Origin of the sequence: Kitasatospora viridis, from assembly GCF_007829815.1 — a bacterium.
Classification (GTDB): domain Bacteria; phylum Actinomycetota; class Actinomycetes; order Streptomycetales; family Streptomycetaceae; genus Kitasatospora; species Kitasatospora viridis.
Genome location: NZ_VIWT01000007.1, coordinates 46,817 through 72,434, shown reverse-complemented (window position 1 = coordinate 72,434; position 25,618 = coordinate 46,817). Strand labels below are relative to the sequence as shown.

At 71.6% G+C, this 25,618-nt stretch carries 23 protein-coding genes; 15 read left to right on the top strand and 8 right to left on the bottom strand.

Going from position 1 to position 25,618, the window contains the following annotated elements:
* Positions 1-463 precede the first annotated feature (463 nt).
* From FHX73_RS42230 to FHX73_RS42205, 6 genes are read left to right on the top strand one after another with little or no spacing between them, the layout of a single operon-like run.
* Positions 464-1,447, top strand: coding sequence for a polyprenyl synthetase family protein (locus FHX73_RS42230; protein ID WP_170305328.1), 984 nt, complete (start codon positions 464-466; stop codon positions 1,445-1,447).
* On the top strand, positions 1,444-2,802 hold the full coding sequence (locus FHX73_RS42225; RefSeq protein WP_145911425.1) for a cytochrome P450: 1,359 nt from the start codon (positions 1,444-1,446) through the stop codon (positions 2,800-2,802). Before FHX73_RS42230 ends, FHX73_RS42225 begins: the two co-directional genes overlap by 4 nt.
* Positions 2,799-3,866, top strand: a complete 1,068-nt coding sequence (locus FHX73_RS42220; RefSeq protein WP_145911424.1) for a terpene synthase family protein — start codon at positions 2,799-2,801, stop codon at positions 3,864-3,866. Before FHX73_RS42225 ends, FHX73_RS42220 begins: the two co-directional genes overlap by 4 nt.
* Positions 3,863-4,948: an aromatic ring-hydroxylating oxygenase subunit alpha gene (locus FHX73_RS42215; protein ID WP_145911423.1), complete on the top strand. Its 1,086-nt coding sequence runs from the start codon at positions 3,863-3,865 to the stop codon at positions 4,946-4,948. The genes FHX73_RS42220 and FHX73_RS42215 overlap by 4 nt, the downstream gene beginning before the upstream one ends.
* Positions 4,945-5,733, top strand: coding sequence for an SDR family oxidoreductase (locus FHX73_RS42210; protein WP_246214237.1), 789 nt, complete (start codon positions 4,945-4,947; stop codon positions 5,731-5,733). The genes FHX73_RS42215 and FHX73_RS42210 overlap by 4 nt, the downstream gene beginning before the upstream one ends.
* Positions 5,730-7,073, top strand: a complete 1,344-nt coding sequence (locus FHX73_RS42205; RefSeq protein ID WP_145911422.1) for an erythromycin esterase family protein — start codon at positions 5,730-5,732, stop codon at positions 7,071-7,073. Before FHX73_RS42210 ends, FHX73_RS42205 begins: the two co-directional genes overlap by 4 nt.
* Before the next feature lie 32 nt (positions 7,074-7,105).
* Here the strand turns inward: FHX73_RS42205 and FHX73_RS42200 are convergent, their stop codons facing one another.
* The gene (locus tag FHX73_RS42200; RefSeq protein ID WP_145911421.1) at positions 7,106-7,846 is read right to left on the bottom strand and encodes an alpha/beta fold hydrolase; all 741 of its coding nucleotides are present in this window, start codon (positions 7,844-7,846) and stop codon (positions 7,106-7,108) included.
* Positions 7,847-7,901: 55 nt separating this feature from the next.
* Here FHX73_RS42200 and FHX73_RS45355 point away from each other — a divergent pair, with 55 nt between their 5' ends.
* From FHX73_RS45355 to FHX73_RS42185, 4 genes are all read left to right on the top strand, one after another.
* Positions 7,902-8,045, top strand: a complete 144-nt coding sequence (locus tag FHX73_RS45355; RefSeq protein ID WP_170305327.1) for a hypothetical protein — start codon at positions 7,902-7,904, stop codon at positions 8,043-8,045.
* A gap of 1,057 nt (positions 8,046-9,102) precedes the next feature.
* On the top strand, positions 9,103-9,561 hold the full coding sequence (locus tag FHX73_RS42195; RefSeq protein ID WP_145911420.1) for a hypothetical protein: 459 nt from the start codon (positions 9,103-9,105) through the stop codon (positions 9,559-9,561).
* A 74-nt stretch (positions 9,562-9,635) separates the two neighbouring features.
* Entirely contained in the window at positions 9,636-10,136 is a 501-nt protein-coding gene (locus FHX73_RS42190; protein ID WP_145911419.1) for a hypothetical protein, read from the top strand.
* 40 nt (positions 10,137-10,176) lie between these two features.
* Entirely contained in the window at positions 10,177-11,091 is a 915-nt protein-coding gene (locus FHX73_RS42185) for a hypothetical protein (RefSeq protein WP_145911418.1), read from the top strand.
* Positions 11,092-11,106: 15 nt separating this feature from the next.
* On the opposite strand, the gene FHX73_RS42180 is transcribed toward FHX73_RS42185, so the two are convergent.
* On the bottom strand, positions 11,107-12,078 hold the full coding sequence (locus tag FHX73_RS42180) for a GlxA family transcriptional regulator (protein WP_145911417.1): 972 nt from the start codon (positions 12,076-12,078) through the stop codon (positions 11,107-11,109).
* Between the two features lie 202 nt (positions 12,079-12,280).
* Between FHX73_RS42180 and FHX73_RS42175 the strand changes: the two genes are divergently transcribed.
* A complete protein-coding gene (locus FHX73_RS42175) occupies positions 12,281-13,318 on the top strand; it encodes a nuclear transport factor 2 family protein (RefSeq protein WP_145911416.1) in 1,038 nt (345 codons plus the stop codon).
* 321 nt (positions 13,319-13,639) lie between these two features.
* A complete protein-coding gene (locus tag FHX73_RS42170) occupies positions 13,640-14,275 on the top strand; it encodes an SMI1/KNR4 family protein (RefSeq protein WP_246214235.1) in 636 nt (211 codons plus the stop codon).
* A gap of 90 nt (positions 14,276-14,365) precedes the next feature.
* Here FHX73_RS42170 and FHX73_RS42165 read toward each other — a convergent pair whose 3' ends face one another.
* Genes FHX73_RS42165 through FHX73_RS42140 form a run of 6 tightly spaced genes read right to left on the bottom strand, consistent with a single transcriptional unit; the run spans position 14,366 to position 23,315 of the window.
* Positions 14,366-15,466: a type IV pilus twitching motility protein PilT gene (locus FHX73_RS42165; RefSeq protein WP_145911415.1), complete on the bottom strand. Its 1,101-nt coding sequence runs from the start codon at positions 15,464-15,466 to the stop codon at positions 14,366-14,368.
* Positions 15,463-19,296, bottom strand: a complete 3,834-nt coding sequence (locus tag FHX73_RS42160) for a hypothetical protein (RefSeq protein ID WP_145911414.1) — start codon at positions 19,294-19,296, stop codon at positions 15,463-15,465. Before FHX73_RS42160 ends, FHX73_RS42165 begins: the two co-directional genes overlap by 4 nt.
* Positions 19,293-19,817 (bottom strand): type II secretion system protein, encoded by a 525-nt coding sequence (locus FHX73_RS42155; RefSeq protein WP_145911413.1) that lies wholly within the window; start codon positions 19,815-19,817, stop codon positions 19,293-19,295. The genes FHX73_RS42160 and FHX73_RS42155 overlap by 4 nt, the downstream gene beginning before the upstream one ends.
* Positions 19,814-20,245 (bottom strand): type IV pilus modification PilV family protein, encoded by a 432-nt coding sequence (locus FHX73_RS42150; RefSeq protein WP_145911412.1) that lies wholly within the window; start codon positions 20,243-20,245, stop codon positions 19,814-19,816. Before FHX73_RS42150 ends, FHX73_RS42155 begins: the two co-directional genes overlap by 4 nt.
* Positions 20,242-21,453, bottom strand: a complete 1,212-nt coding sequence (locus FHX73_RS42145) for a type II secretion system F family protein (RefSeq protein ID WP_145911411.1) — start codon at positions 21,451-21,453, stop codon at positions 20,242-20,244. The genes FHX73_RS42150 and FHX73_RS42145 overlap by 4 nt, the downstream gene beginning before the upstream one ends.
* A 50-nt stretch (positions 21,454-21,503) precedes the next feature.
* On the bottom strand, positions 21,504-23,315 hold the full coding sequence (locus FHX73_RS42140) for a GspE/PulE family protein (protein ID WP_246214234.1): 1,812 nt from the start codon (positions 23,313-23,315) through the stop codon (positions 21,504-21,506).
* Positions 23,316-23,557: 242 nt separating this feature from the next.
* On the opposite strand from FHX73_RS42140, the gene FHX73_RS42135 reads away from it, so the two are divergent.
* The 3 genes from FHX73_RS42135 to FHX73_RS42125 all read left to right on the top strand — a co-directional run bounded on the left by FHX73_RS42135 (position 23,558) and on the right by FHX73_RS42125 (position 25,534).
* On the top strand, positions 23,558-23,902 hold the full coding sequence (locus FHX73_RS42135; RefSeq protein ID WP_246214233.1) for a prepilin-type N-terminal cleavage/methylation domain-containing protein: 345 nt from the start codon (positions 23,558-23,560) through the stop codon (positions 23,900-23,902).
* Between the two features lie 160 nt (positions 23,903-24,062).
* Entirely contained in the window at positions 24,063-24,887 is an 825-nt protein-coding gene (locus tag FHX73_RS42130) for a prepilin peptidase (protein WP_145911409.1), read from the top strand.
* 95 nt (positions 24,888-24,982) lie between these two features.
* A complete protein-coding gene (locus tag FHX73_RS42125; protein WP_246214232.1) occupies positions 24,983-25,534 on the top strand; it encodes a PadR family transcriptional regulator in 552 nt (183 codons plus the stop codon).
* The last annotated feature ends 84 nt before the right edge of the window (positions 25,535-25,618 follow it).

Sequence of the window (25,618 nt, the reverse complement as noted above, 5' to 3'; positions counted from 1 at the left end):
GCCCGAGGAGCACGACCGGGGCAAGCGGCACCGGCCGTCGGCTCGGCCGTGCTTCGTCGCCGGATCGCCGGGGGACCGGGCGGAAACGCACCCGCGCCCGGCACCAGTTTCGAGACGACCACGCACGACAGCTGGACGGTAGTTCCATGACAGGCCGCGTCGACAGAATCACCGCGGCGGTGCGGACGAGAACCGCCCGAGCCGCGCATTTCGGCCGACACGACATCGAGGGACGACATGAATCTCACTCACAGCTGGGCGAAGGCCGGCAAGCCGGCGGCGCCGTGGCGGTAGGGCGGGGACGTCCGCCGCTCAGGATGCGGCTTGGCCAACGATCGGACACCGCCGGACGACGGCGGTTCCGACGCGCCGCGTCACTCTTCAACTCACAGACAAGGAGCATATGTTGACCTCGACAGCAATTGCAGCTGTCCCCCAGGCGAGTGCCGCACCGGCCGATCAGATGGCTCGTGTCGACACCCGGCTGCGCGCCCTGTCCACCGTCGAGCACAGCACGTCGGCGGACATCTCGCGTCACCTCATCGACGCCGGCGGGAAGCGGCTGCGCCCGCTGCTGGTGCTGGCCTCGGCGGAGGCCGCCGGATCGGGAGCGCCGTTTCCGGACGCGGTGATCGAGGCCGCGGTGTGCGTGGAGTACTTGCACCTGGCCACCCTGTACCACGACGACGTCCTCGACTCCGCCCCGGTGCGGCGCGGCGTGCCCAGCGTACGGCAGCTGTGGGGCAACCAGCGGGCCGTCCTGGGGGGTGACCTGCTGCTCACCCACGCCTTCGAGGTGGCCGCGGGATTGGGCCCCGAGGAGGTGCTCAGGGTCAGCGGAACGCTCGGAGAACTGTGCGTGGGTCAGATCGACGAGTCGACCGGGCTGTTCGACCAGGGCCGCAGCGCCGAGGAGTACTGGGCGTGCGTGTCGGGCAAGACCGCCTCGCTGCTGGCGACGTCCTGCTGGCTCGGGGCCCGCGCGGCGGGCGCCACGGCGGCCGTCGGCGCGGCGCTCGCGGAGTTCGGCAGCGCGCTGGGCGACGCGTTCCAACTGGTCGACGACATCCTCGACCTGTGCGCGACCGAGGAGTTGATCGGCAAGTCCCCGGGCGGCGACCTGCGGCAGGGCGTGTACACCCTGCCCGTCCTGTTCGCGCTGCAGGAGGATCCGGGGCTGTCCGCCCTGCTGGTCCCCGGCATCGACGCTGACGGGGTGCGCAAGGCGACCGAGCGGATCGGGGCGACCGGCGCGTACCGCCGGAGCTTGGCGATCGCCCTCGAACGCGTGCGCACGGCACGGCAGTTGCTCAGCGAGCCGACCTTGTCCCGCTCGGGGGTGAGCAGACTCGACGCGGTGGTCGGGAAGGTGGTCGCCTCCCTGCGGGAGAGCGGCGTGCTCGACCACGTCGGCGACACACCCGAGGGCCTGGAGGGCGCGGCATGACCAGTAACGTGGACACCGGTGCCCGGATACCCGGACCGGTCGGAAGTCCGGTGCTCGGCCAGGCACTTGAGCTGCGGCGGGACATGCTGCGGACGTTGGACGACGGGTTCGAGCGGTTCGGGGACGTCGTCTCCTACCGCCTGGGCCCGGCGGCCCTGCGCCGGCAGGTGATCGCCGTGCACCACCCGGACGCGGTGAAGCAGGTCCTCACCGAGCGGGAGGTCTTCGGTCGCCGCACCCGCTCGCTGGAGGTGCTGACCGAGCTCTTCGGGCGGAACCTGGTCACCACCGACGGCGAGGCCTGGACGCGCCAACGGCGCACCCTGCAACCGCTCTTCACGCCCCGTCACGTCCTGGAGTACGCGGGGGTGATGCGGGAGGAGGCGCACGACTTCCTCACCAGGGGCTCCGTGACCGCGGGTGAGGTGGTCGACCTGGTCCCGCTGACGGAGAACTACGCCCTGCGCGTCCTGGGGCGCACCATCATCCGCGACGAACTCGTGATGACCGACGTCATCGGCGCGTTCAACACCCTGGTCCCGCTGATCGGGAAGGTGGTGCGGGAGCGGTCGATGAAGGCGTGGAAGATCCCGCTGCGCGTCCCCACCCGGGAGACCAGGCAGTTCATGGAGGTCCGGGCCCAACTGTACGGCCTGATCCGGCAGATCCTGGTGCGCAGGTCGCAGCGGACGGACACGCCGGCCGAGCCCGATCTGCTCGACCGGCTGCGTGAGGCGCGCGACCCGGAGACCGGCGCGGCCCTCACCCCGCGCGAGGTGGCCGACCAGGCCCTGATCATGCTGGTGGCCGGGCACACCACCACCTCCAACGCGCTGACCTTCACCCTCTACCTGCTCGGGCGCGACCCCGAGCTCCAGGAAGCCGTCGCCGAGGCGGCCCGCGCCGACGGGCTCGCGCCGGCGGACGACCTGGTGGTCGCCGCGATCAAGGAGGCGATGCGGATGTACCCGTCCGCGTACGCCATCGGGCGGCGGACCCGAACGGCCACCCAGCTGCACGGATTCCCGGTCCCCGCGGGCACCAACGTGCTGATCTCGCCGTGGGTGACCCACCGTCACCCCGCCTACTGGGAGCGGCCGGACGTCTACGACCCGTCCCGCTTCATCGGCCCCAGCGACCGGCCCCGCTACGCCTACCTGCCCTTCGGCGGCGGCCCGCGCAACTGCATCGGCGAGCACTTCGCCATGCTCGAAGCCACCGTGCTGCTGCGCACCCTGCTGCGCGAGTTCACGATCACGTCCGAGAGCGCGGACCTGCCGGTCTCCCAACTGATCTCGCTGCGCCCGACCGGCGCGGTCCCCGTGCGATTCACCCCGAGGAAGGCCCGAGGATGACCAGTAGTGCCATCGAACTCCTGCCGTTCCACTGTCCGTTCGCCGCAGCGGTCAACCCGCGCCTGGCCGAGATCGAGAAGCTCTGCGTCGACTGGATCGACGAGTTCCGGCTCTACCAGGACGATGCGCAGCGCGAGCGGCTGATCGCCACCAAGGCCGCCGAGGTCTACGCCAGGGCCCTGCCCAACGCCGCTCCGGAGCGGGTGGCGGACGTGGCCAAGTGGCTCTACTGGGGCTTCGCCACCGACGACATGGTGTACGACAACGGTCCGGTCAGTGTGCGGGCGGCCGATTTCCTGCCGCTGATCGTGCAGCTGGCCCGCATCGCCGACGAGCCGCGATCGAGGTTCGGCTTCGAAATCCCCTACACCGACGCCCTGCGGGACCTCACCGTCGCGATCACCGCTCCGGCGACGCCCGGTCAGCGGATCGAGTGGCGCAGCACCGCACGCGCCTGGTTCTTCGGGATGTCGTGGGACGTCGCGTACGCCGAGCGCGGCGAAATACCCTCGCTCAACGACTACTTGATGATGCGGATGCACACCGGCGGACTGGCGAGCTGGGCCGCGACGCTCGGCATCGCCGACGGCTTCGAGCTGTCCGCCCGGGACGCCGACTCGCCGGCCGTCCGGGCCCTGCTGGAGTCCTGGTCCACCTTCGCGCTGATCATCAACGACCTGATGTCCTACGCCAAGGAGATCGAGAACAAGGACACGAGCAGCAACATCATCACCGTGATCGCGCGGGAGCTGTCCTGCTCGCCGCAGGAGGCCGTGCCGCACGCGTACTCGATCCTCGACCGGATCTCGGGGCTGTTCCTGAGGCTGCGCGCGGACCTGCTGCCCGGCGCCGACCAGAACCTGCGCGCCCTCATCGCCGGGATGGAGCACACCTGGCGGGCGATCCTCGACTGGGGCTTCACCAGCGCCCGTTACACGCGACGCGACCCCGGGTCCGAGCCGTACCAGGTGTTCCCCGGCTGGGCCGAGCAGCCCCACGACACCAGTCCCGATCCGCTGCCCTACCCGGCCATCGCCTGGTGGTGGGAGCAGGTGGCCGGATGAAGCCGCTCCGTCGCCGCGCAGCGGCCCGGCCGATCGAGGCACGGGCCCGACTCCCCTACCCGGACGGCTGGTTCGCCGTCGCGTTCGGCAAGGAGCTGACCCCGGGCACGGTCCTGCGCCGGCGCCTGATGGGCGAGGAGATCGTGGTCTACCGCACCCGCCGGGGAGCCCCGCTCGCCGTCCGACCCTACTGCCCGCACCTGGGCGCACACCTGGGCGTCGGCGGCAAGGTGGAGGGCGAGGACCTGGTCTGCCCGTTCCACAGCTTCGCCTTCGGCCCGGACGGACGCTGCGTCAGGACCGGCTACGGCACGCCGCCGCCCAAGGCCGGGCTCACGCACCTGGCCGTGCGGGAGATCAACGGCGTGGTGGCCGTCTGGCACCACCACGCCGGATCGCCGCCCGACTGGGAACTGCCCGCCGTACCGGTCGACCGGTACCCGGCGCCGGTGACCTTCGCGCAGACGATCGTCGACCACCCCCAGGAGGTGGTGGAGAACGCCGTCGACCTCGGCCACGTGGAGTCGGTGCACCGGTTCAGCAACGCACGGGTGCGGAAGCCCATGCGGCTGGACGGCGCCCGGATGAGCATCGGGCCGGCCGTCCAGCGGATCCTGCCCGTGCTCGGGGCCATCGACGTCGAGTTCGACGTCGAGGCGCACGGCCTGGGGTACATCGTCGTCGAGGCCCGGATCCCGCGGCTGCGCATGGCGGCCCTGGTCCAGATGATGGCCACGCCGGTCGACCCGGCCCACGTCGAGATCCGCTTCACGACAGCGGCGCGCCTCGGCCGTGCGGGCGCCCGGGACAGCGTGGCCATGCGGGCTTCGAGGCTGCTCACCCTCGCCCTGGCGCGGTCCTTCTGGCACGACATCACCCTGGACTTCCCCATCTGGCAGAACAAGGTCTACCTGCCCCGGCCGCGACTGGCCCAGGGGGACGGCCCGATCACCCCCTTCCGGCGTTGGGCAGCCCAGTTCTACCCGCCCGGCGCAGCCACGCCGCCGGACCAGGTCGATCCGTCGCAGCAGCCCGTCGCGGACCCCGGTGTCCTGGAATCGGAAGAGGAGCACTCCCGTTGAGTCCGAGCAAGGTCGTCATCACCGGTGCCGCCTCCGGGATGGGAGCGGCACTGGCCGAGCGGCTGCGGTCGCGCGGAACCCCCGTGCTGGGCGTCGACCGGGAGTCGGCCGACATCGACGCCGACCTGGGGAGCCGGGCCGGTCGTCGGCGCTGCGTCGAACGGGTCCGTGACCTGGCGGGAGCCTCGCTCGGCGGGCTGGTCACCTGCGCCGGCGTCTCCGGACACGCCGGTCTGCCCGGCAGCGAGGTGGTGAGCGTCAACTACTTCGGCACGGTGGACGTCATGTCTGGGCTGCGGCCGCTGCTGGCCGCCGGCCCGTCGGCCGCGGCCGTGGCGATCAGCTCCATCGGCGCCGCCGTGCATCCGGACCTCGACCTCGCGCTGGTCGACGCCTGCCTGGCCGGCGACGAGGAGAAGGCGCGCGCCCTCGCCGACGCGGCCGGCCCGCCGAACGCGTACGTCGCGGCGAAGCTGGCGCTGATCCGGTGGGCCCGGCTGAACGCGACCACCGCCGAGTGGATCGGCGCGGGCGTCACCCTCAACACGATCGCTCCCGGGCTGGTGGACACCCCCATGGTCGCGAACGCCCGCCGGAGCGCCGACGGCCGGGCGGTGGTGGACGGGTTCGGCGTACCCGCAGGCCGAGCCGGGCGGCCGCAGGAGGTGGCCGCGCTCGCCGAGTTCCTGCTCGGCGGCGAGGCCCGGTACCTGGTGGGCGCCGTCCTGGTCATCGACGGCGGCACCGAGGCCGCGAGCCGCCCCGACTGGCGGCCGTCCTCATGAGCGGCGCGAACGGCGCGAGCGGTGCGAACGGCGTCAGCGGTGCGAGCGGCGTCAGCAGTGCGAGCGGTGCGAACGGCGTCAGCAGTGCGAGCGGACCGGCCGCGAACGCCGGCCCGCAGCCGCTCTCGTGCGACCCGGACGCGCCGCTCGGCGACCTGGCGGCCCTGCTGGCGCACACGGCCACCGCCGCCGCCACGGTCGTCGGGATCGGCGCCTCCTGCCGCGGCGCGCGCGAGCTGTGGGCGCACCAGCACCGGATACTGCGCCACCTCGTCGAGCGCCGCGGGTTCCGCTCGCTGGCCATCGAGGAGGACTGGACCTTCTGCCTGGAGCTGGACCGCTACGTGTGCAGCGGCGAAGGAGACCTCCCGAGCCTGCTGGCCGGCTCCCGATCGCTGTGGTGCACCGAGGAGTTGCTGGCGACGCTGTCGTGGATCCGCGACCGCAACGCCGCCCTGCCCGAGGACCCCGTGCGGGTCGTCGGCCTCAACGCGGACAGCACGCGGGCCACCGCGTACGAGGTCGTGGCCGACTTCGTACGCGCCACCGACCCGCCGCAGCGCGGCCTGATCCTCGCCGCGCTCGCCGCGCTGCACCCGGGCGACGACATCGCCGCGCACGTCTGGTGGTACCGGTCGCTGCCGGACCGCGGCGAGCTGCTCGACGCCGCACGCCGCCTCAGCACCCTGATGGCGGAGGCGGAACCGCATCCCCTGCGCGCCCTGGCCCAACGCCACTGCGCCGCGATCGTGGACTTCCACGAGTACCACGACCGGGCCCCCGAGCAGGTGCTCGCCCACGCCGCGCCGCGGATGGCGAGCAACGTGCTCTGGTGGCAGGAGCAGACCGGGCACAAGATCGTGTACTGGGGCGGGATCGCCCACACCCTCACGGCCACCGAACGCACACTCAGCGAGCCGGCGCTCACTCAGCCGAGCACGGGGAGCCGACTGCGGGAGGTCCTCGGTCCCTGCTACGCGTCGATCGGCCTGACGCTCGGTCAGGGCCACGTCCCGCAGCACGTTCCGCCGGCCGGCCCGGGCCTGTCCGAGGCGCTGCTCGACACGCTCTCGGACCACGACGCCTACGGGATCCCCCTGACACCGGGTCAGTCCCCGTCCCTCCCCCTCGGCCTCCGGGGCCCGGCCGCGCTCCGAGCGATCGGGCCGGGCTACACGCCCGAGTCCGACCCTGGCTGCGTGATGACCGGAGGCACTCTGGCGGACTGGTTCGACGTCTTGATCCACACCCACCGCACGAGGCCCACCACGCCCCTGTGGAGCGGGCGGGCCCCAGGGGCCCCGTCGACCCGCAACTGGAAGGAGCGGGGCCCGGCGTGACCGCGCCTGCGGCGAGGCAGGTCCGGCCGGGGTCAGCCGGTCTGCAGGAGGAGGTCGGCCAGTTCCTTCGGTGCGATGATCATGCAGTCATGGCCGCAGCGCATGTCCCAGACCTGTGACGGGGTGCCGTTCGGCTGTGTCTGCGGGACGGGACGGCGGGGGACATCCTCCGGCGTGGTGCCGACGCAGTGGACGTGTGCCCGGGGAATGGCGCCCGTGGCCGGGTTGTCCAGCTGGACCGGCTGCTGGAAGCAACGCGCCGTGGTGTCCGACAGCATCGCGCGCAGCCAAGCCAGGTCATCGGGATCCGTGACCCCGAACAGGCCCACGGGAGCAGGCTGTTCCGGCAGGGGCGGGATGCGCCAGGGGGTGTCGGAGCCGGCGGCGAGGTCGAGCAGGTACCGCGTGAGGGGCGCGGCATCGAGCGCGCTCTCGCCGTCCTCCGGAACCATCGCGTCGACGTAGACCAGCGCGGCGATCCGCTCCGGCACCTGGTTGGCCACTCCGGATATGACCATTCCCCCGTAGCTGTGCCCGACCAGCACCACGTCGCTGAGGTCCTCCTCGTGCAACAGGCCGACGACATCGGCGACATGGGTGTCGAGCCCCACGTCCGGGCCGAGCAAGTGCGCCTTCTCGCCGTGGCCGGTGAGCGAAGGCGCGAACACGCGGTGCCCGTCCTGGATCAGCAAGGGCACCACACGGTCCCAGGCACGCCCGCTGTGCCAGGCACCGTGCACGAGGACGTAGAGCTTACTTTTCGGCGTAGTCATGGGACTTGACGCTACCCGGTCCCGCCCGGGGCCACGTCCGGTCCGGTACATCGAAGTGCTGATCGGCTCACCCGGCTGGTTCGCGGCGCTCGACCCGGACGGGCCGCTGGACGCCGCCGTGTCGACCACGGCGCTGCACTGTCCCGAGCCGGACACCCTGCGCGAGATCCACCGCGACCTGGCGGCCGCCCTGCGCTGACACCACTGATGGCCAGCCGGAGCGATGCCGGCCACCGCGCGCTGCCGGCAACACCCTCACGGTCAGCAGCGGACGAGGCTCGGCGGATCCGTGTCACTGGCCCGAAGGCTTCGACCGGAATTCACCATGACCCGGACTTTAGCGCCGCACCGGCAGAGATCGCTTATTCCGTCGTACTACCGACTCCCTTTGCTCTCCTGGACGACGCTCGACGACCGTGGACGGAATGGTGGCCGGATCGCCTTTCGGGGCAGTGCCAAGACAACCCGGCAGTGAGTCGGTCGGCCGCGATGGTCATCTCCTGGAACGCGACATCGTTGCTGCTCGCGTCGAAGCTGAGCACTGAGCGCAGCCGGGACGGAATTGGCGCCATTCTCAGGCACGATTCCGCGCTTGAGCGCGAGGGCCAACTGCCTATCGGGCCCGGAAGCCGTCGAGGCGTCCTCCGAGCGAAACGGTCCGGGAATCCCGTGCGGCCTACTTGTGTGCCCTCACGCGGCATTGTCTGATAACTCGTCAGAGATGGTAAGCAATGTGCAGAACGCGTGCCCACCGAGCAGAGAACGGCTACGGCCCGCCTTGTTGATTCCGACATCGCCCCTAATTCGTAGTCCGCACCCTCTGCTCAACGAATCATCCACTATGCCTGACTTATCTCACTTTGCCAGCGGCCTGGCTTAGGCCGTTGACAGCCGTCCGACCTGGCGATACGTTCTGCCGCAAGATCGAAAGGCGGTGAACCTCCGAATCCGAACAAGTCGACCCCGAGGCTGCCCCGCCACTCTTTCGTCGAATGGCGCCCGAATCAGCGGTCGACATTCTTGAATTCGACGACCGTGTACAGCCGTACGCGAGGACGACCCGAAGTCCTGACAACTACCGCAGCCCGGCCCGGACAGTTTGCTCGGCGCCTGGAGCTGCTACACGCCGGCGGTGCGCGATCTCGCCCCGCTGCGCTCCCGCGCCGAGGACAACACGGCCATCACGAACTCCTACCAAGAGGCGTCGGCACGTCGTTCCGCTGCGCCCGCTGAAGCGAACTCCACGGAGGGAACCCATGAAGAAACTCGCGCCGATCATCGCCGTGCTGCTCTTCGCGACCGGGATGGCCGCCTTCACCACCGGCTCGGCCCAGGCCGCGACCGGGTGTTCGGGCACCCTGATCGACACGTACCCGGCGTACAACGGCGGCACGGTCTGGGCCAACGTGTACCTCTACTACGACTCGTCGACGGGCGACAACTGCGCGGTCACCCAGTCCACGTCCGCCGGTGGCTACGGGGTCTCGAAGCCGATGAACGTGTACCTCACCCGCTGCAACGAGACGACCCAGTCCAACACTTGCACCACGAGTTCGGTGAACCAGACGGTGCACGACGCGGGCAACTACGCCTACTACGCCGGACCGGTCAGCATCAACGCGGCTGGCCACTGCATCCTGGTCTCCGGCGAGGAGACCTACGACGGCGTGACCGTGAGCGCCGACAGCCACCCGATCGCCAGCCACTGCGGCTGACTCGCCGCCCTGCTGACACGCGTCAGCCCCCAGCTCCACCACCCTTCCATTCACCCCACCCCGGAGGACCCTCCATGCGCGCTTCAAGCCTTCGACGGATCGCGGTTGCCGCAGGCCTCGGCGTTGCGGCGACCGTGCTCGCCGCCGCCCCCGCCAGTGCCACCGTCGTGACCGGAAACACCTGCCCCACCGACTGGTCGGTCGACGACGCCTGCCTCACGCTCTTCTACAACTCCGACTTCGGCGGCGCGTACCTCGACTTCAGCCACAGCGGCGCGGACAGCGGGATCTACAACCTCGCCAACTACACCTTCGTGAACAACGGCGGCGCCGGGTCCGGCCAGAGCGTGAAGAACAACGCCGCCTCCGCGCAGGGCGAGTTCTACGGGTCCGGCTACTCGGCCACCATCTTCTACAACAGCGGCTACGGCGGCGCCTGCGAGACGCTGATGGCGGGGCAGAACGCGGGGGCGGTCCAGGTGCCGCGCCTGGGGGCCACCTACAACAACGACGCCTCGGTCTACTTCTACGAGACCGGGACCGTCCCGCCCCGGTGCCACACCTACCTCAGCTGACGACACCTCACCATTGACGGCGCGACGGAACAGGCAGGACATGCGGAAAACCCTTCTCCGACTCGGCTTCGGCATGGCCTGCCTGGCACTGGCGACGGGCTGCTCGGCCGGCCGCCCTTCTTCCGCCGCGCCGTCAACCGTGAACGCGACGAGCAGCCCGGCAGCCGGGAGCGAGCGCGCGGCCCCGGAACTGCCGATCGAGCGGTACACACTGTCACCCGATCAGTCGTTCCGGATCGCGCAGGCCAAGTCCGTTCTGCTGAGCTCCTGCGCGCGATCGTTCGGCATCGCCTACACCGAGACGCTGACGCCCCCGGCTCCGGCGCCGTCACGCCGGTACGGCGTGACGGACGACTCGAACGTGCAGCAGTTCGGCTACCACATGCCCGACGCTCCCGGCCCGGGCGGCGCGAGCCCCTCGGCGACGCGACCGGCGCTCCCCCAGGACCAGTCCGCGGTCGTCTTCGGCGGACCCGCCACTCAGGACGCCGGCCACCCACTGGTCTTCTCCGGCAAGCCCGTTCCACCCGGAGGCTGCACCACCGAGGCCGCCGACCGCTTCAAGGCCGATGCCGCGGCCTACACGGCGGCGAACACCGCGGCCGCCATCGACACGAGCAGCTTCCACGAATCCCAGCAGGCCCCCGCTGTCGTTCACGCGATCGCCGGCTGGTCGAACTGCATGAAGACGAAGGGCTTCGACTACCGGTCGCCGCTGGACGCCATGGGCAGCTCCGCGTTCGACACCGCCACCCCTTCCGCAGCGGAGCTGCGCACCGCTGCGGCGGACGTCTCCTGCAAGGACAGCACCGGGCTCGTCCGGATCTGGTCCTCCGTCGAGACCGACATGCAGAACAAGCTGATCGCCCAGCAGCAGGCCCAGCTCAACACCCTCGCCCAGGCGCAGCAGCACCAGCTGGCCACGGCCGAGAACATCCTCGCCGGGGCGAGCTGACGGCCGGACTTTGGCTCAACGACCTTTCACAGCCGCCGGGTTGAACGTCTCACGGTACGTGCGTGGCGGTACCCCGACGTGGGCCTTGAACAGCGTCCGGAAGTTGGCCGGCGTGCCCAGGCCGCAGCGCCGCGCGACGGCTTCGACCGTCAGGTCGCTCGATTCCAGGAGTTCCCGTGCGAGGCCGAGTCGTGCGTCGAGCAGCCAACCCATGGGTGGGCGGCCGGTGTCGGAGTGGAAGTGCCGGATGAGCGTGCGGCGGGACATGCCGGCCTCGCGCGCCAACTGGTCGACGGTGAGCGGCTGGTCCAGGTGACGCAGGGCCCACTCGTACACCGGCATCGTCACACCGGAGGCGTCCGGGGCCACCGGCGGGTCGGCGAACTGGGCCTGCCCGCCAGTCCGGTGGGGGGCGGTGACCAGCAAGCGGGCCCGCTGGTTCGCCAGGCGGGCACCGTGATCGCGGCGGATGAGGTGCAGCGACAGGTCGAGGCCCGCGGCGACTCCGCCTGAGGTCAGTACCTGGCCCTCATCGATGTACAGCTCCTGCGGCCGCACAGTCACCTGCGGGTACTGGCCGGCCAGCGCCGCGGCGTAGCGCCAGTGCGTGGTGGCCCGGCGGCCGTCGAGCAGGCCGGCGGCGGCCAGGGCGAACGCCCCCGAGCAGATGGACACCATCCGGCTCCCGCGCGCTGCCGCCTGCGCGAGTGCGGCGGTGACCGCGGCGGAGGGTGGGTCGGGCTCCAGGTATCCCGGGACGATCACGGTGTCCGCAGCCTGAAGGGCGTCCAGCCCGTCGGCGACGGACAACGCCGGGCCGCCGTGCATCGGCACCAGGCCGGGCCGTTCCGTGCACACCGTCATCGAGTACGGCCCGTCCGGCCAGCTTCCGAAGACCTGCAGCGGAATCCCGATGTCGAGGGCGAGGACGTTCTCGAGCGCCACCACGACCACGTGGTGGCGGCCGCCGGAGCTGCGGGCTCTCATGGCACGATCCTATCTCTGTATGGCACGCGTGCCACTGACTCCCTCGCCCCGTGCGCGCCTACGGTCATCTCATGACCGGGCACCGTTACCGACCGGAGACAGGGGCAACTGCCATGAGCACCAAGCTGGATGCGGCCCGGGCCGCGATCGATAGAGCTCGCGCCCGGGCCACGGCGATCAGCGTCCCGACGAGAGAGCTGCCGTGACCACCACCGACGCGCCCCTGCCCGTCTTCGAGCGGCTCCGCCTCCCGGACACTGGCCTGTCCCGGGACGCCTACGCCTACGCGGAGCGGGCCACGCCCGACTTCGTCTTCTTCCACAGCGTCCGCAGCTACGTCTTCGCCCGCGCCCACGCCCGGCGCCAAGGGCTGCACCCGGGTACCGACTACGACGACGAACTGCTGTTCCTCAGCTGCGTCCTGCACGACATCGGGCTCAGCGAGGACGGCAACGGCGACCAGCGCTTCGAGGTCGACGGCGCCGACACCGCCGCGGCGTTCCTGCGCTCACGCGGTGTCGAGGAACGGCGCATCGCCATCGCCTGGGACGCCATCGCGCTGCACACCTCCGACGGCATCGCCGGGCGCAAGGGCCCAGAGGTGCGGCTGGCGCAGGAGGGCATCGGCACCGACATCCTCGGCGTCCAGCGCGAGAGCCTCCCGGCCGGACTCGCCGACGACGTACACGCCCTGCTCCCCCGCCTGGACCTCGGCTACGCGCTGAGCGACGCCATCGTCATCCAGGCCGACTCCAAGCCGCAGAAGGCGTCTCCGCTGACCTTCCCGGGAGCGCTGTTGCGCCATCATCTGCCCCATGGCGCTCAGCCCACCTGGTACGACCTGCTCGCCGTAGCGGGCTGGGGCGACAAGCCCGTCGGTGCCACCACCCGGCGCCGTGCGCAGACGCCCGAGCAGGTGGGGGCCATGTTCATGGAGTACCTGGAGGCGGGTGACATCGAGGGGCTGGTGTCGCTGTACGAGCCGCACGCGCACTTCGCCCTCACCCCCGGTGCCCACCTGGTGGGCACCGGGGCCATCCGGCAGGCCCTGCAACAGCTGATCGACAGCGGCGCCCGCCTCACGCTCGAACTGCGCGACATCCGACAGGTGGACGACATCGCCCTGGTGTCGAACACCGCCACCCTGACCGGCGCCGGCCCCGCGCCGGTGGTCTCCACCACCACGGGGGTCCTCCGACGCCAGCCGGACGGCGGGTGGGTCCGCGTCGTGGACGTGTAGGTTCTCAAATCCCGTGTCATTTTCTCAGTCGCGATGTCATGTGACTGGCCGATCTGACACGGGATTGAAAATCGCTGGCCACTGCCGTCACTTGTTCGGGTGACGTTGTCTCAGGTCCGGCGTTGGCGCCTCGGCCACCGGTTCGGACACGATAGTGGGGGCCGTCCCATCCGGCCTCGGATCGCAGTTCAGCGCTCATGCCGGTCGCCTGGACCCAAACGCATGACGCCGGGCACAACTGGCTTACGGGTAGCCGATCACACTGGTGACACCAGTGCCGGTGGGCAGGTAGTTTGCGGGAAGACAGAGAGAAGAGTTCGCATGGACTCCCGGATCGTCCGCATCCGACGCAAGCTGGCCAAGGTGCCCTACGCCGCGCTGCGAAGCTACTCCTTCGGTGAAGAGAAGCACGGGTTCCGCCTCGAACCCCCGTTGCCGGCCGCGAAGGTCTTCGAGTTCGAGGCCGAACACCACATCGAACTGCCCGATTCCTACCGCAGCTTCCTGACCAGGCTGGGCGGGGGCGGAGCATCGCCCTTCTACGGTCTGCTGCCGCTGCAGTCATGTCGGCTGTTCACGATGGACCCCCGAGACGAGCCCAGCCGCCTTCGGGGTTTCACGTTCGCCGCCAGCTCGCCGCACCGAAGTGACCTGTTTCTGCACATCATCGAGGCGGGGTGCTCCGACCTGGTGCTTCTCGGCATCACAGGTCCCCTGGCAGGCCGAGTTGTCACCGGAAACGCCGACGGCTTCTGGGGCCCCAACGTCTCATCGGCCATGGACTTCCTGGCCTGGTACGAGCGCTGGCTCGACCACATGCTCGCCGGGCGCGACAACCGCGACCTGGCACTGACCTCACCCGCCCTGCGAGCGCCGGCCGACCGCATCGAGAGACGGCACCGCAGGCGCGAGGACCTGTCACAGCACCGAGAATCCGGAGCCATGTCATCCGTTTGAGAACGGCTCCAAGCGGCTGGCCGCGCGGTCACTCGCATGACATCGGAGTTGAGAACCTACAGGACGACCCGTTCTTCGGCTGATCCCCGGTCAGGCGCGGCCGGCCGGGGTGTGCGGCCGCTGGATGTCCTCCGGGTGGGCCGTGTGCCGGACGGCCTCGTCGTAGCTGACGGTGCCTGCCGCGAGGAGGGCGTTGAGGCTGGTCTCCAGGGTCTGCATGCCGTCGCGGTGGCCGGTCGAGATCATGTTGCGGATCTGGCGGGTCTTGCCCTCGCGGATCAGGTTGCGGATCGCCGGGGTGCCGACCAGTACCTCGAAGGCGGCTGCCCGGCCGCCGCCGATCCGGGGGACGAGGGTCTGGTTGAGGATGCCGACCAAGGTGTGCGCCAGTTGCAGCCGGATCTGGGGCTGTTGGTCGGCCGGGAAGACGTCGACGATGCGGTCCAGGGTCTGCGCCGTGTCGTTGGTGTGCAGGGTGGCGAGCACCAGGTGGCCGGTCTCGGCGATGGTCAGGGCCGCGGAGATGCTCTCCGGGTCGCGCATCTCGCCGAGGAGCAGGACGTCGGGGTCCTCGCGCAGGGCCGAGCGCAGGGCGGCGGGGAAGGAGTCGGTGTCGGTGCCGACCTCGCGCTGGTTGACCGCCGAGCGCTTGTGGCGGTGCAGGTACTCGATCGGGTCCTCGATGGTGAGGATGTGCACCGACCGGTGGGTGTTGACGTGGTCGAGGAGCGCCGCCAGGCTGGTCGACTTCCCCGACCCGGTCGGCCCGGTGACCAGCACGAACCCGCGCGGCAGGCCCGCCCACCCGGTGACGACCGGGGGCAGCCCGAGCTGTTCGGCTGACGGGACGTCGAACGGGATGACCCGCAGCGCCAGGGCTGAGGCGCCGCGCTGCACGAAGGCGTTCCCGCGCAGCCGGGCGCGTTCCCCCCAGCTGAACGCGAAGTCGACCTGCTTCTCCCGGCGGAACCGGTCGGTGAGTTCCCCGCCCAGGACCCCGGTCACCAGGCGGTCGACCTCGGGCTCGGTCAGCGCGGCTCCCTCCACCGCTCGCAGGGCGCCGTCGACGCGCAGGAACGGCGCCGATCCAGCAGTGAGCAGCAGGTCGCTGCCGCCCCGCTCCCAGAGTTCGCCGAGCAGGTGGTCGATCATCGCGGGACCCGGTCCGGACGGGGTGGTGTGCTCGCTCATGGCAGGACCTTCCACTGCTTGACGGTGGCGGCGTGGCCGTCGAAGGACACGGCGGCCTGGAGGAGCGGGCCGGACAGCAGGTCGATCCGGGTGCCGCCGAGGTGTTCGGTCGCGCCGCCGCTCCCGGCGGTGACGGTGCAGGTCACGGTCAGCCCGGCCAGTTGGGCGGCCTGGGTCAGACCGCACGGTGCCAGGTCGATCCGGTCGGTCACCGGGCCGTTCGCTCCGGGGCGGACCGGCAGGGCCAGTGCGTAGTCGACGCCGGTGCAGGTGCTGCCGGCGAAGTCCACCGACACGCTCACCGATGCCGCGGCGCCGCTCTCCTGGTGCGCCACCTGGAGGGCGACGTGGTCGAGCGGTCCGGTCGTGGCCGGTGCCTGCTGGGTGTAGCCGCCGAGCGTGAGGGAGGCCCGGCCGCCCCCGGGGACGGCGGCGTCCGTGACGTCGACGGGCGCACCGGGGGCCGGGGGCGTGAACCCGGTGACCGCGGTGGCCGACTCCGGTGTCGCGCTCGCGGCCGGATAGGTGGTGAACTGCACCGGCTCCGGCGGGATTCCGATCACCGGGCGGAGGTATCCGGGGGCCGCGCCGATGCCGAGGTCGATGGTCCGGGCGATGATGCCGCGGGTGACGACCTGCGAGCCGACCTGACTCATCGACAGGTCGACGGCGGCGGTCGGGGTGTAGACGGTGCCGTTGACCGTCAGGCGGCTGTGGTCGGTGGCCGTGTCGGCGGTATCGGTCGACTTGAGCACCGCGCAGCCGCTGCCCGCGGTGAGGCAGCCGGACAGGGGCTCGATGGAGGGGGCTCGGAAGACGATGTCGAGCTCGACGCCGTCGAGCCGGTCGACGGCGTCGGTGCTGCCCGTGCCCAGCTTCGCCGCGTAGTCGACGGCGAGCCCGGAGAGCTGGTCGTCCGTCGTCACCCCGCAGGCGCCGAGGTCGACCTCGTCAACGCCGAGTGCCCCTTGACGGGTGGTCAGGGGGTGGTCCGCGTCGCAGGCGGTACCGGTGCCGGAGACGGTCAGCACAGCCGTCGGCGGCGAGGGCGCGGCCGGGGCCGGGGCCGGGGTGGTGTCGTCGTCCTGGTGCGACACGCGCAGCACGGCCTTGTCGATCACCGCCCCGGCCGGCAGCGGCAGCATCGTGAACCCGCCGAGCCGGATCGAGGCGGACGGGGTGGCCGCGGCGAGCGTGGCGGTCGCGCTGGTGCCGTCGATCGCCTGCGCGTTCCCCGGGGTGGTGAACGCGGCGGCGGTGGGCGTGGCGGTGCTGATCGCGGTGCTGGGCCGTACCGCGATCGGGGGTCGCCAGGCCAGGTCCAGGGCGACGCCGTCGAGTTGGTCGGTGGCGGTGGTGCTGCCGGCGCCGAGGGTGGCGGTGTAGGTGACGGCCAGGCCGGTCAGCTGGGCGGCGTCGGTCAGCCCGCAGGCGGCGACCAGGTCCAGGGTGTCGGTGCCCAGGGCGCCCTGGTGCGCGGGGAGGTTCAGCGGGGTGGTGCACGGGTGCGGTAGGCCCGGCCCGGACAGGGTGACCGCGACCGTCGGCGGCGGTCCGGCGGCCGCCCCGGGATCGTCGCGGTGCGCGACGTGCAGCAGGGCGGTGTCCAGGACCGATCCGGGCGCCGCCGCGGGGGTGCCGAAGCCGCCGAGGTCGATGGTGGCGGTCGGTGTGGTCGGGCTGAGTGCGGCGCGGGCCGTGGCGGAACCGTCGATCGCCTCGGCGTTGGCCGGGGAGGTGAACGTCGTCGACTCCGCGGTCGTGGCCGGCCGGGGTGGCGGCGGGTCGTAGACGACTTCGAGCCACATACCGTCCAGGGAGGCGGCGCCCCCGGTGCCACCCGGGGTCGGTCCGGCGGCGTAGGTCGCGGTCAGGCCGGACAGCTGCGCGGGGTCGGTGATGCCGCACGCCTTCAGGTCGACGCGGTCGTCACCCAGGTCGGTCCGTGCGGTGAGCGGCAGGTTGGCGCACCTGCCGCCGCCGCCCGCGGGGGTGACGGTGATGCGGGGCGCCGCCACGCCGCCGGTCTCCTGGTGGGCGACCCGCAGCACGGCGGAGTCGATCGTCGACCCCGCCGGCAGGGGTGGCCGGCCGTAGCCGGCCAGGGTGATCGACGCGGACGGGGCCGCCGGGCCCAGGTCGGCGCGGGCCACCGACGGGGTCGGCTGCTCGCCGATCTCCAGGGCGTTGCCGGGATCGGTGAAGCCGGTGGAGGCGGCCACGGCGGTCGGCTTGAACGTGGTCGGCGTGCGGTAGGCGACCTCCAGCCAGATGCCGTCCAGGCGTTCCGTGGCGGTGCTGCCGTTGGCGTCCAGGGCGGCGGAGTAGGTCACCGTCAGGTCGGCGAGCCGGGTCGGGTCGGTGAGTCCGCACGCGGCCAGCAGGTCGATCGGCGGGTCCGTGGCGAGCGCCGGGTGCCGGGACGGGCTGACGGTGCGGCAGGTGTCCTTGCCGACGGCGGTGGTGACCGTCAGCGCGCCGGGGGTCGTCAGGTCGCCGTCGTCCTCGTGCCTGACGCCCAGGGTCGCGCCGGTGATGACCGAGCCGGGCGGCACCTGCGGGGTGAAGCCGGCGAGCTGGATCGAGGCCGGCTGACGGTCCGTCGGGCCGAGGACGGCATCGGCCGTGCAGCCCGTGGTGCCCGACGGCGGCGAACACCCGGGCAGGCTCGGCTGTTCGCCGCTGGTCAGGGCGTGGGTCGGGTTGGCGAAGCCGGTGTCCGTGACCACCGCCGTCGGCTTCAGCGTGTGCGACGGCTTCGGGGGTTGGACCCCGTACACCGCCACCTGCTGCGCGTCCGGAGCCACCGGGGCGCACAGTTCGGCGTGTCCGCGGTCGACCTGGAACCGGCTGCCGCCGCCCATCATGACCTCGACGCCCTCGGGCCGGGTCCGGTCGCAGCCGCCCGGGTCGGGGACGGTCGGGCGGGCGGGGGCCCCGGGGTCCCAGCCGGCCGGCGTGCCGCCGACCACGCTGACCGTGGGATCGGTGACCGTCCAGACCGCGGTGCCGCCGGTGAAGGTGAAGTCGAAGTAGTAGAGGCCCGGTTGCAGCCACACGACGGCGCCGGGGCAGTCGCCGCCGGTGAGCCGGGTGAGGGCGCGGGCGTCGTCGTAGTAGCCGGGCTGCAGCCGCACCAGCCAGGAGCCGGGGCCGGGGCACGCGGGCACCGTGCGCCGGACCGGAACGGCCGTGACGGGCGGGGTGTAGTCGGGGTCGGCGCCCACGACCGCGTCGGCGGGGGCCGGCGGGGTGTCGTTGGCGCAGTCGTGCACGTAGGGCGGCTGGCTCGGGGGCAGTTGGGCCCGGGACACGGCGGCGGAGCAGTTTCCGACGGCGGACACGTCGCCCGTCACCACCATCGAGGCGCCGACGCCGGCGGTGATGTTCGTGCGGGAGAACACGCTGCCCTGCACGCGCAGGCCCTGCGTGGTCACGTTGATGCCGTCGTCGGCCGCCTGGCCCAGGCTGCGCAGCGCGTCCTGCGGTTGGGTCGCGCGGGCGGTGCTGGGGGACGCGTTGAGGGGGTCGCAGTGAACGGTCATCTGCCGGCCGTTGATCGGCGGCGCGGTGTAGTCGGCGCACGGGTTGCCCTGCGCGAAGTTCGCGATGGCGAGCTGGGTGGCGCCGTCCGCGCTGTAGGCCCGCTTGCCCTGGTCGACGTACACGCTCGCGGCTTTCAGCGAGGTGCCGGTGAAGGACAGCAGCGACACGGCGATCAGGCTGAAGACGACGACGAAGGCCAGGGCGAGGATCAAGGTCGCGCCCTGATCGTCGTCGCGGCGGAGGAGCCGCGGACCCGGGCGGCGCGGACCCTGACGGCCGGTCATGACGCGCTCGATCGTCGGACGGCGGTGAGGGTCGTCGGGGGCGTGGCGGGGTCGCTCCGCACGGTCAGTGTTACCTCCATGGGCGAGGTGCACGAGGTCTCGGCACCGCAGGTCAGCGTCACCGGAGGGGTCGCGGTGGCGCTGTCGAACCGGCCCAGCAGCGTGCTGACGACGCGTCCGTCGGCGCACGTGACCCGGTCGAGGGCGCCGGTCGGTGGGTCGTAGGTGTAGACGACGTCGTCGCCGGCCCGGCTCAGGTGGACGATCGGGCCGGCGATGCCGCAGCCGGGGGCGGTCGTGACCGCGTCCGCGCTCTGCACGTCGCCGTAGAAGTAGCGGTTGAGCGCGCCCGTGGCGCTGGTGGCGGCCACCCGCTGCTGGGTGCCTGCGGTGAACCGGAGTCCGAGGATGATCGCCTTCGGCAGCAGGGTCGCGATGATGCCCACGATGACGATGGTGACCAGCAGCTCGGTCAGGGTGAACCCGGACTCCGAGCGCCCGGTCGGCTGTCGCGTCGTCATGACGGCACCACCTCCCGCTTGATCACTTCGAGCGTGGTGTCCCGGACGGGGTGCGGGCCGGTCGAGTGCACGGTGAGCGTCACCTTCTGCACTCCGGTGTCGGCCGCCGGGCAGGGGCGGCCGAACGTGCCCGCCCCGTCCCAGTAGTCGACCTCGACGGTCACGGTGAACCCGGCCGGCGGCGCCGGCGTCCCGTAGGTCACGGCGCAGGACGCGTACTGGTCGCTGACGACCGTCTCGGCGGCGCTGCGGATGATCGAGTCGGCACTGGTCACCTTCTGCTGCGTGGCCGAGCTGATGATCGCGGTGCCCATGCCGCCGAGGATGGCGACGAAGGCGACGCCCATGAGCACCACGGCGACGAGGACCTCGATCAGGGTCTCGCCCTCCTCGCCGCGGCTGCGCCGGCGGTGTTCCGGGTTGGTCACTGGACGTTGACCTGGCTGTAGACGCCGTAGATCGCCGAGAGGAGGGCGACGGCCACGAATCCCACGACGACCCCGACCATGATCACCACGATGGGTTCGAACAGGCTGGTCAGCCGTTTGAGTTTGTGCTGCAGTTCCTTCTCGTAGAAGTCCGACACGTTCTCCAGCTGTTCGTCGAGGGTCCCGGTCTCCTCCCCCACGCGCATCATCTGGGTGACGGCGCCGGGGAACAGCCTGGTGCGGGCGATCGGCCGGGAGATGCCGCCGCCTTCGAGCATCTCGGTGCGGGCCGCCCCGATGGACCGCTCGTACACCAGGTTGTTCGCGCCCGCGCCGGCCAGGCCGAGCGCCTCCGGGATGGGCACTCCGGCCTTGATCATCGACGTCAGGATGCGGCAGAACCGTTCGATGACCATGAAGCGGACCACGTCGCCGAGCACCGGAGTCGCCAGCAGGAGGCGGTCGCGCAGGGCTCGTCCCCGCTCGGTCCGCAGGGCCGCGAGCAGTGCCGCGACGAGCACGACGAGCGCACCGGCGATGACCGGGTACCAGGCCGCGACGAAGTCGGTGAAGCCCAGCAGGATCCGGGTCGGCAGCGGCAGTTTCGCGTGGAAGGACGCGAAGAACACCTTGAAACGGGGCAGCACGAAGATGACGAGCACCAGGACGACGGCAACCGCCAGACCCATCACCAGGAGCGGATAGGTCAGCGCGGAGCGGATGCCGCGCCGCCCCTCCACGTCGCGCTCGATGTAGCGGGCCAACTGGGCCATCACCACGTCGAGTTCGCCGGTCGCCTCGGCCGAGCGGAGAACCGAGACGTAGAACGGCGGCAGCGCCTTGCGGTGGGCGGCCATCGCGGCGGCGAAGCCCTCGCCGAAGCGCAGCGAGTCCATCACGTCGACGAGCACCCGGCCCAGCTTCTTGTCCCTGGTCTCGGCGCGGATGATCTCCAGCGCGTCCAGGATGGGCACGCCGGCCTTGATGAAGGCGGCCATCTGGCGGGAGAAGTTGCTCAGCTCGACCAGGTCGACCTTCTCCGCGGTGAGTTCGAGCTGCAGCAGGTTGCGGCCGGCGGCCTTGACCGACCGCACGTCGTAGCCCTGCCGGGTCAGGCTGTCGCGGACGCCGTCGACACTGGAGCCCTTGAGCACGCCGGTGGCCCGCTTCCCGTCCGGGCCGGACGCGACGTACTTGAAGGTGGCCATGCCGGTGCCCTCCTGGTTCCGGGGTGAGAGGTTGGCTTCGTCCGAGCCGGCTACGCCACGTAGACGCTGGACATGATCTCGGTGATGGTGGTGACGCCCTCCTCGACCAGTTGGACGCCGCCGTCCAGCAGGCTGTCCATGTGCTGCTCGCGGGCGGCCTTGCGCAGGCTGTCGATCGGCGCGTTCTCGACGAGCAGCCGCTTGACCGCGTCGCTCATCACGAGCAGTTCGAAGACGCCGATCCGCTCCTGGTAGCCGGTGCGGGAGCAGAAGTTGCAGCCCCGGCCCTGCCAGAACCGGGTGTCGGTCGAGCCGCCGGCCTTGGCGAAGAAGGCGAGTTCGTCCACGCCGGGCCGGTAGGGCTCGCGGCACTGGTCGCAGATCCGCCGCACCAGTCGCTGGCTGACCACCCCGGCGACCGTGGAGGTGATCAGGAACGGCTCGATGCCCATGTCGGCGAACCGGTGCAGCGCGGAGCAGGCGTCGGCGGCGTGGATCGACGACAGCACGAAGTGGCCGGTGAGCGCGGACTCGACGGCGATCCGCGCCGTCTCGGCGTCCCGGATCTCGCCGACCAGGATCACGTCGGGGTCCTGCCGCAGGATCGAGCGCAGCCCGGTGGCGAAGGAGATGCCCGCCTGCTCGTTGATCTGGATCTGGTTGACCGACGGGACGACGTACTCCACCGGGTCCTCGATGGTGGTGATGTTGCGCTCGCTCTGGTTCAGCTCGCCGAGCGTGGCGTAGAGGGTGGTCGTCTTGCCGCTGCCGGTCGGCCCGGCGCAGGCGACCATGCCGTACGGGGAGCGCAGCAGGGCGGAGAACCGTTCGTGGGTCGCGGCGGGCATGCCGAGCTCGCCCAGCCGCAGCAGCGTGCGGTTGCTGTCCAGCAGCCGCAGCACGGCCTTCTCGCCCCAGATGGTGGGGCTGGTCGCGACCCGGATGTCGAGCGACCTGCCGTCGACCTCGGTGGCGATCTGCCCGTCCTGCGGACGGCGCCGGTCCACGATGTTCATGTTGGCCATGATCTTGATCCGGCTGACCAGCGACGGGCCCATGGCCTGCGGCAGGCTCAGCACGTCGTGCAGCGCGCCGTCGATGCGGTACCGGACCCGGACCCGGTCGCCGTGCGGCTCGACGTGGATGTCCGAGGCCCGGTCGCGCAGGCCCTGGGTCAGCATCAGGTTGACCAGGTGGACGACCGGCGCGTCCTCGCTCACCACCCTGGCACCGGAGTTGGCGTCGCGGCCGGTCTCGGTCGCCTCGAACGCCTCGACCAGGCTGCTGACGCCGGCCAGCGCCCGGTAGGTGCTGTCGATCGACCGCCGGATGTCCGCGGGTGCCGCGATCGCCAGCCGCACCCGGTCCGGCGCGACAGCCCGGCCGACCTCGTCGAGCACCCGGGGGTCGGCCGGGTCGCCCGCCGCGATCAGCAGCGTGCCCTCGGCCCGCCGCACCGCGACGACGCCCAGCGAGCGGGCCAGCGCCTCGGGCACCCGGGCGGCCGCCTCGGGATCGGGTTCGCTCTGCCGCAAGTCCGCAACCGGGACGCCGAGTTGAACCGACAGCGCCTCGATCAGCGACCGCTCGTCGACCATGCCGAGTTCGACCAGCAGGGCGCCGAGTCGCTTGCCCGACGCAGACTGCTGCAGGAGCGCCTCGTCCGCCTGCGCCGGGGTGAGCAGCCCGCGCTGCACCAGCAGTTCCCCGATGCGCGGCCCCGTCCGCCGCTCTGCGGGCGGGGACTGCGCGGGGCCCCGCTCCGCGTCGGGCGGGGTGCCGTCCCCGCCCGCCGGGCCGGTCGTCCCACCCGCAGGACCGGTCGTCGCCGCGCGACGCCGGAGCAGCCGTCGTTCGGCCAAGGAACCCACCCCCACGTAATGTCAGCCGCTGATTAGTCAGCGGGATACTACATCAATCCAACGCGCCGTCGACTCTCCCGAATTCGGCACTGCTCGTCGGAATCACCCCTTGCAGGTGCACTGCCCGCTAAGTAGTCTGCCGCTGATTACTCAAGCAGTAACTATCTCCCGACGCTGCTTGCACCGATCGCCGTAGATGGAGAGAGATGTTCACAAACCTGCAAGGCACGTTGCGCCGGCGAATGCGTGCGCGGAACGGGACGGCGGAAGCCGGCTTCACCCTGGTCGAGCTCCTCGTCGTCGTCGTGATCCTCGGCATCCTGTCCGCCATCGTCGTGTTCTCCGTCCGCGGCATCAACGACAAGGGCCAGAGCGCGGCCTGCAAGACCGACAAGGCCACGATCCAGACCGCGGAGGAGGCGTACTTCGCCAACGGGCACAGCACGTACGCCACCATGGCGGAGCTGGTCAGCGGTGGATTCCTGTCCACCGCCTCCACCTGGTACGACGCCAACCCGAGTGGCACCACGTACGCCATCACGCCGACCACCCCGCCCGCCGGCAGCCCGGCGAACCCCTGCAGCTGATCCGGCAGCGTCCGCACCGGACCTGACCGACCAGCGGTCGTCGGACGGTCGAGTTCGCCAGGTGGCAGCAGAACCGCCGCCTGGCGAACCGGCGCACTGACCGGACCACTCGCACCACGCCGGCGTCGACCGGCCCGCACGGAACGGCACCCTCGCACCCATGCCACCCACCCTCGTCCTGATCATCGGTCTGTTGGGGCTGGCGGTGGGGTCGTTCCTCAACGTCGCCGCCTCCCGGGTGCCGGCCGGCCGCTCCGTCGTGCGGCCCCGCTCCGCCTGCCCGCGGTGCGCCGCGCCGATCGCGGCCCGCGACAACATCCCCGTCCTGTCCTGGTTCCTGCTGGGCCGGCGCTGCCGCTCCTGCCGGCTGCCGATCCCCGCGCGCTACCCGCTCCTCGAAGCGCTCACCGCGATCCTGTTCGCCGCCGAGGCGCTGCGCTTCGGCCGCTCGGAAACCCTGCCGGCCGAACTGGTCTTCACCGCCGGGCTACTGGCCCTGGCCACCTGCGACGCCGAGCACCTCCTGCTCCCCCGGCGGCTGATCTACCCGACGCTCGGCCTCACCGCCGCCTGCCTGCTCGCGGCCGCGACGGCCACCGGTCAGTGGCAGCGGCTCGGCACGACCGCGGTCTGCGGCGCCGGGGCCTTCGCCGCGTTCTTCGCCCTGCACTGGGTGCGGCCCGCCTGGCTCGGCTTCGGCGACGTGCGCCTGGCCGGGCTGCTCGGCACCGGGCTGGGCTGGCTCGGCCCGTGGTACCTCGTCCTCGCGCTGGTGGCCGGCAGTGCCGTCGGCCTGCTGGTGGGCGTCGCGCTCATGGCCTCGGGGCGGGCCACCCGTCACACCCGGCTCCCGTTCGGGCTGTTCCTCGCCGCCGGAGCCATCGCCGCCCTCCTCGTCGGCGCTCCCGTCGTCCACTGGTACGAGAGTCTGAGCGACCCGTACGCGACGGGTGCGCCGCTCACCGCGGTCCGGCACGGATCATGAGAATCCGGCCCCGGAGGATGAGAATCGAGCCCCGCGCCCGGTTGTTCCGGCGACGGGTATCGGTCGCGGTCAGGGCCGTCCTTACCCTTGTCACCATGAAGGAACTTGATCTCCCGCTGGCCGAGTGGATTGTGCTCGCGCTCATCGCCGAAGGGCCCAGCCACGGCTTCGCCATCGCCACCCTGACCGCGGAGGGTGCGGAAATCGGCGAGTTCTGGTACATCTCGCGGCCCATGGTCTACCGGTCGATCACCCGGCTGGTCGAGCGCGGACTGATCACGCCGGTCGGCGCCGAGGAGGGCAACCGCGGACCGCAGCGCATGGTCTACGCCGCCACCCGCGCGGCGAAGGCGACGGTCACCCGGTGGCTCGGCGAACCCGTGACCGAGCTGTTCGACGTCCGCGCCGACCTCACCTGCAAGCTGCTGCTGCTCCAGCGCCGCGAGGCCAGCCCGGCCCGCCTGATCGAGCGTCAGCGGGTCGTCATCGACGAGATCGAGGAGTCGCTGCGCGCCAAGGAGGACGCCGCCGGCGACCACCTCGCCCGCGCGATCTACGCCTGGCGGCTGGAACACGTCCGCGCCGCCCGCCGGTTCCTCGACGCCGCCGAGGTCGACTCGGTGCAGGGGGCCGCCAAGACCGGCTGACCCCACGCTCGTGGTCGTCCTTCCTCGGCAACCATCCCGCCGCCCCGCGCGCGACGATGCAATCCGACCGGCAGCCGCCGGAAC

Bases quoted from the DNA above. Each gene is read 5' to 3' on its own strand.
- FHX73_RS42220 (WP_145911424.1), top strand. From the start codon at position 2,799: ATGACCAGTAGTGCCATCGAACTCCTGCCGTTCCACTGTCCGTTCGCC.
- FHX73_RS42190 (WP_145911419.1), top strand. From the start codon at position 9,636: ATGCGCGCTTCAAGCCTTCGACGGATCGCGGTTGCCGCAGGCCTCGGC.
- FHX73_RS42160 (WP_145911414.1), bottom strand. From the start codon at position 19,296: ATGACCGGCCGTCAGGGTCCGCGCCGCCCGGGTCCGCGGCTCCTCCGC.
- FHX73_RS42225 (WP_145911425.1), top strand. From the start codon at position 1,444: ATGACCAGTAACGTGGACACCGGTGCCCGGATACCCGGACCGGTCGGA.
- FHX73_RS42215 (WP_145911423.1), top strand. From the start codon at position 3,863: ATGAAGCCGCTCCGTCGCCGCGCAGCGGCCCGGCCGATCGAGGCACGG.
- FHX73_RS42125 (WP_246214232.1), top strand. From the start codon at position 24,983: ATGAAGGAACTTGATCTCCCGCTGGCCGAGTGGATTGTGCTCGCGCTC.
- FHX73_RS42200 (WP_145911421.1), bottom strand. From the start codon at position 7,846: ATGACTACGCCGAAAAGTAAGCTCTACGTCCTCGTGCACGGTGCCTGG.
- FHX73_RS42130 (WP_145911409.1), top strand. From the start codon at position 24,063: ATGCCACCCACCCTCGTCCTGATCATCGGTCTGTTGGGGCTGGCGGTG.
- FHX73_RS42165 (WP_145911415.1), bottom strand. From the start codon at position 15,466: ATGAGCGAGCACACCACCCCGTCCGGACCGGGTCCCGCGATGATCGAC.
- FHX73_RS42205 (WP_145911422.1), top strand. From the start codon at position 5,730: ATGAGCGGCGCGAACGGCGCGAGCGGTGCGAACGGCGTCAGCGGTGCG.
- FHX73_RS42170 (WP_246214235.1), top strand. From the start codon at position 13,640: ATGGACTCCCGGATCGTCCGCATCCGACGCAAGCTGGCCAAGGTGCCC.
- FHX73_RS42135 (WP_246214233.1), top strand. From the start codon at position 23,558: ATGCGTGCGCGGAACGGGACGGCGGAAGCCGGCTTCACCCTGGTCGAG.
- FHX73_RS42180 (WP_145911417.1), bottom strand. From the start codon at position 12,078: ATGAGAGCCCGCAGCTCCGGCGGCCGCCACCACGTGGTCGTGGTGGCG.
- FHX73_RS42195 (WP_145911420.1), top strand. From the start codon at position 9,103: ATGAAGAAACTCGCGCCGATCATCGCCGTGCTGCTCTTCGCGACCGGG.
- FHX73_RS42155 (WP_145911413.1), bottom strand. From the start codon at position 19,817: ATGACGACGCGACAGCCGACCGGGCGCTCGGAGTCCGGGTTCACCCTG.
- FHX73_RS42185 (WP_145911418.1), top strand. From the start codon at position 10,177: ATGCGGAAAACCCTTCTCCGACTCGGCTTCGGCATGGCCTGCCTGGCA.
- FHX73_RS42145 (WP_145911411.1), bottom strand. From the start codon at position 21,453: ATGGCCACCTTCAAGTACGTCGCGTCCGGCCCGGACGGGAAGCGGGCC.
- FHX73_RS42230 (WP_170305328.1), top strand. From the start codon at position 464: ATGGCTCGTGTCGACACCCGGCTGCGCGCCCTGTCCACCGTCGAGCAC.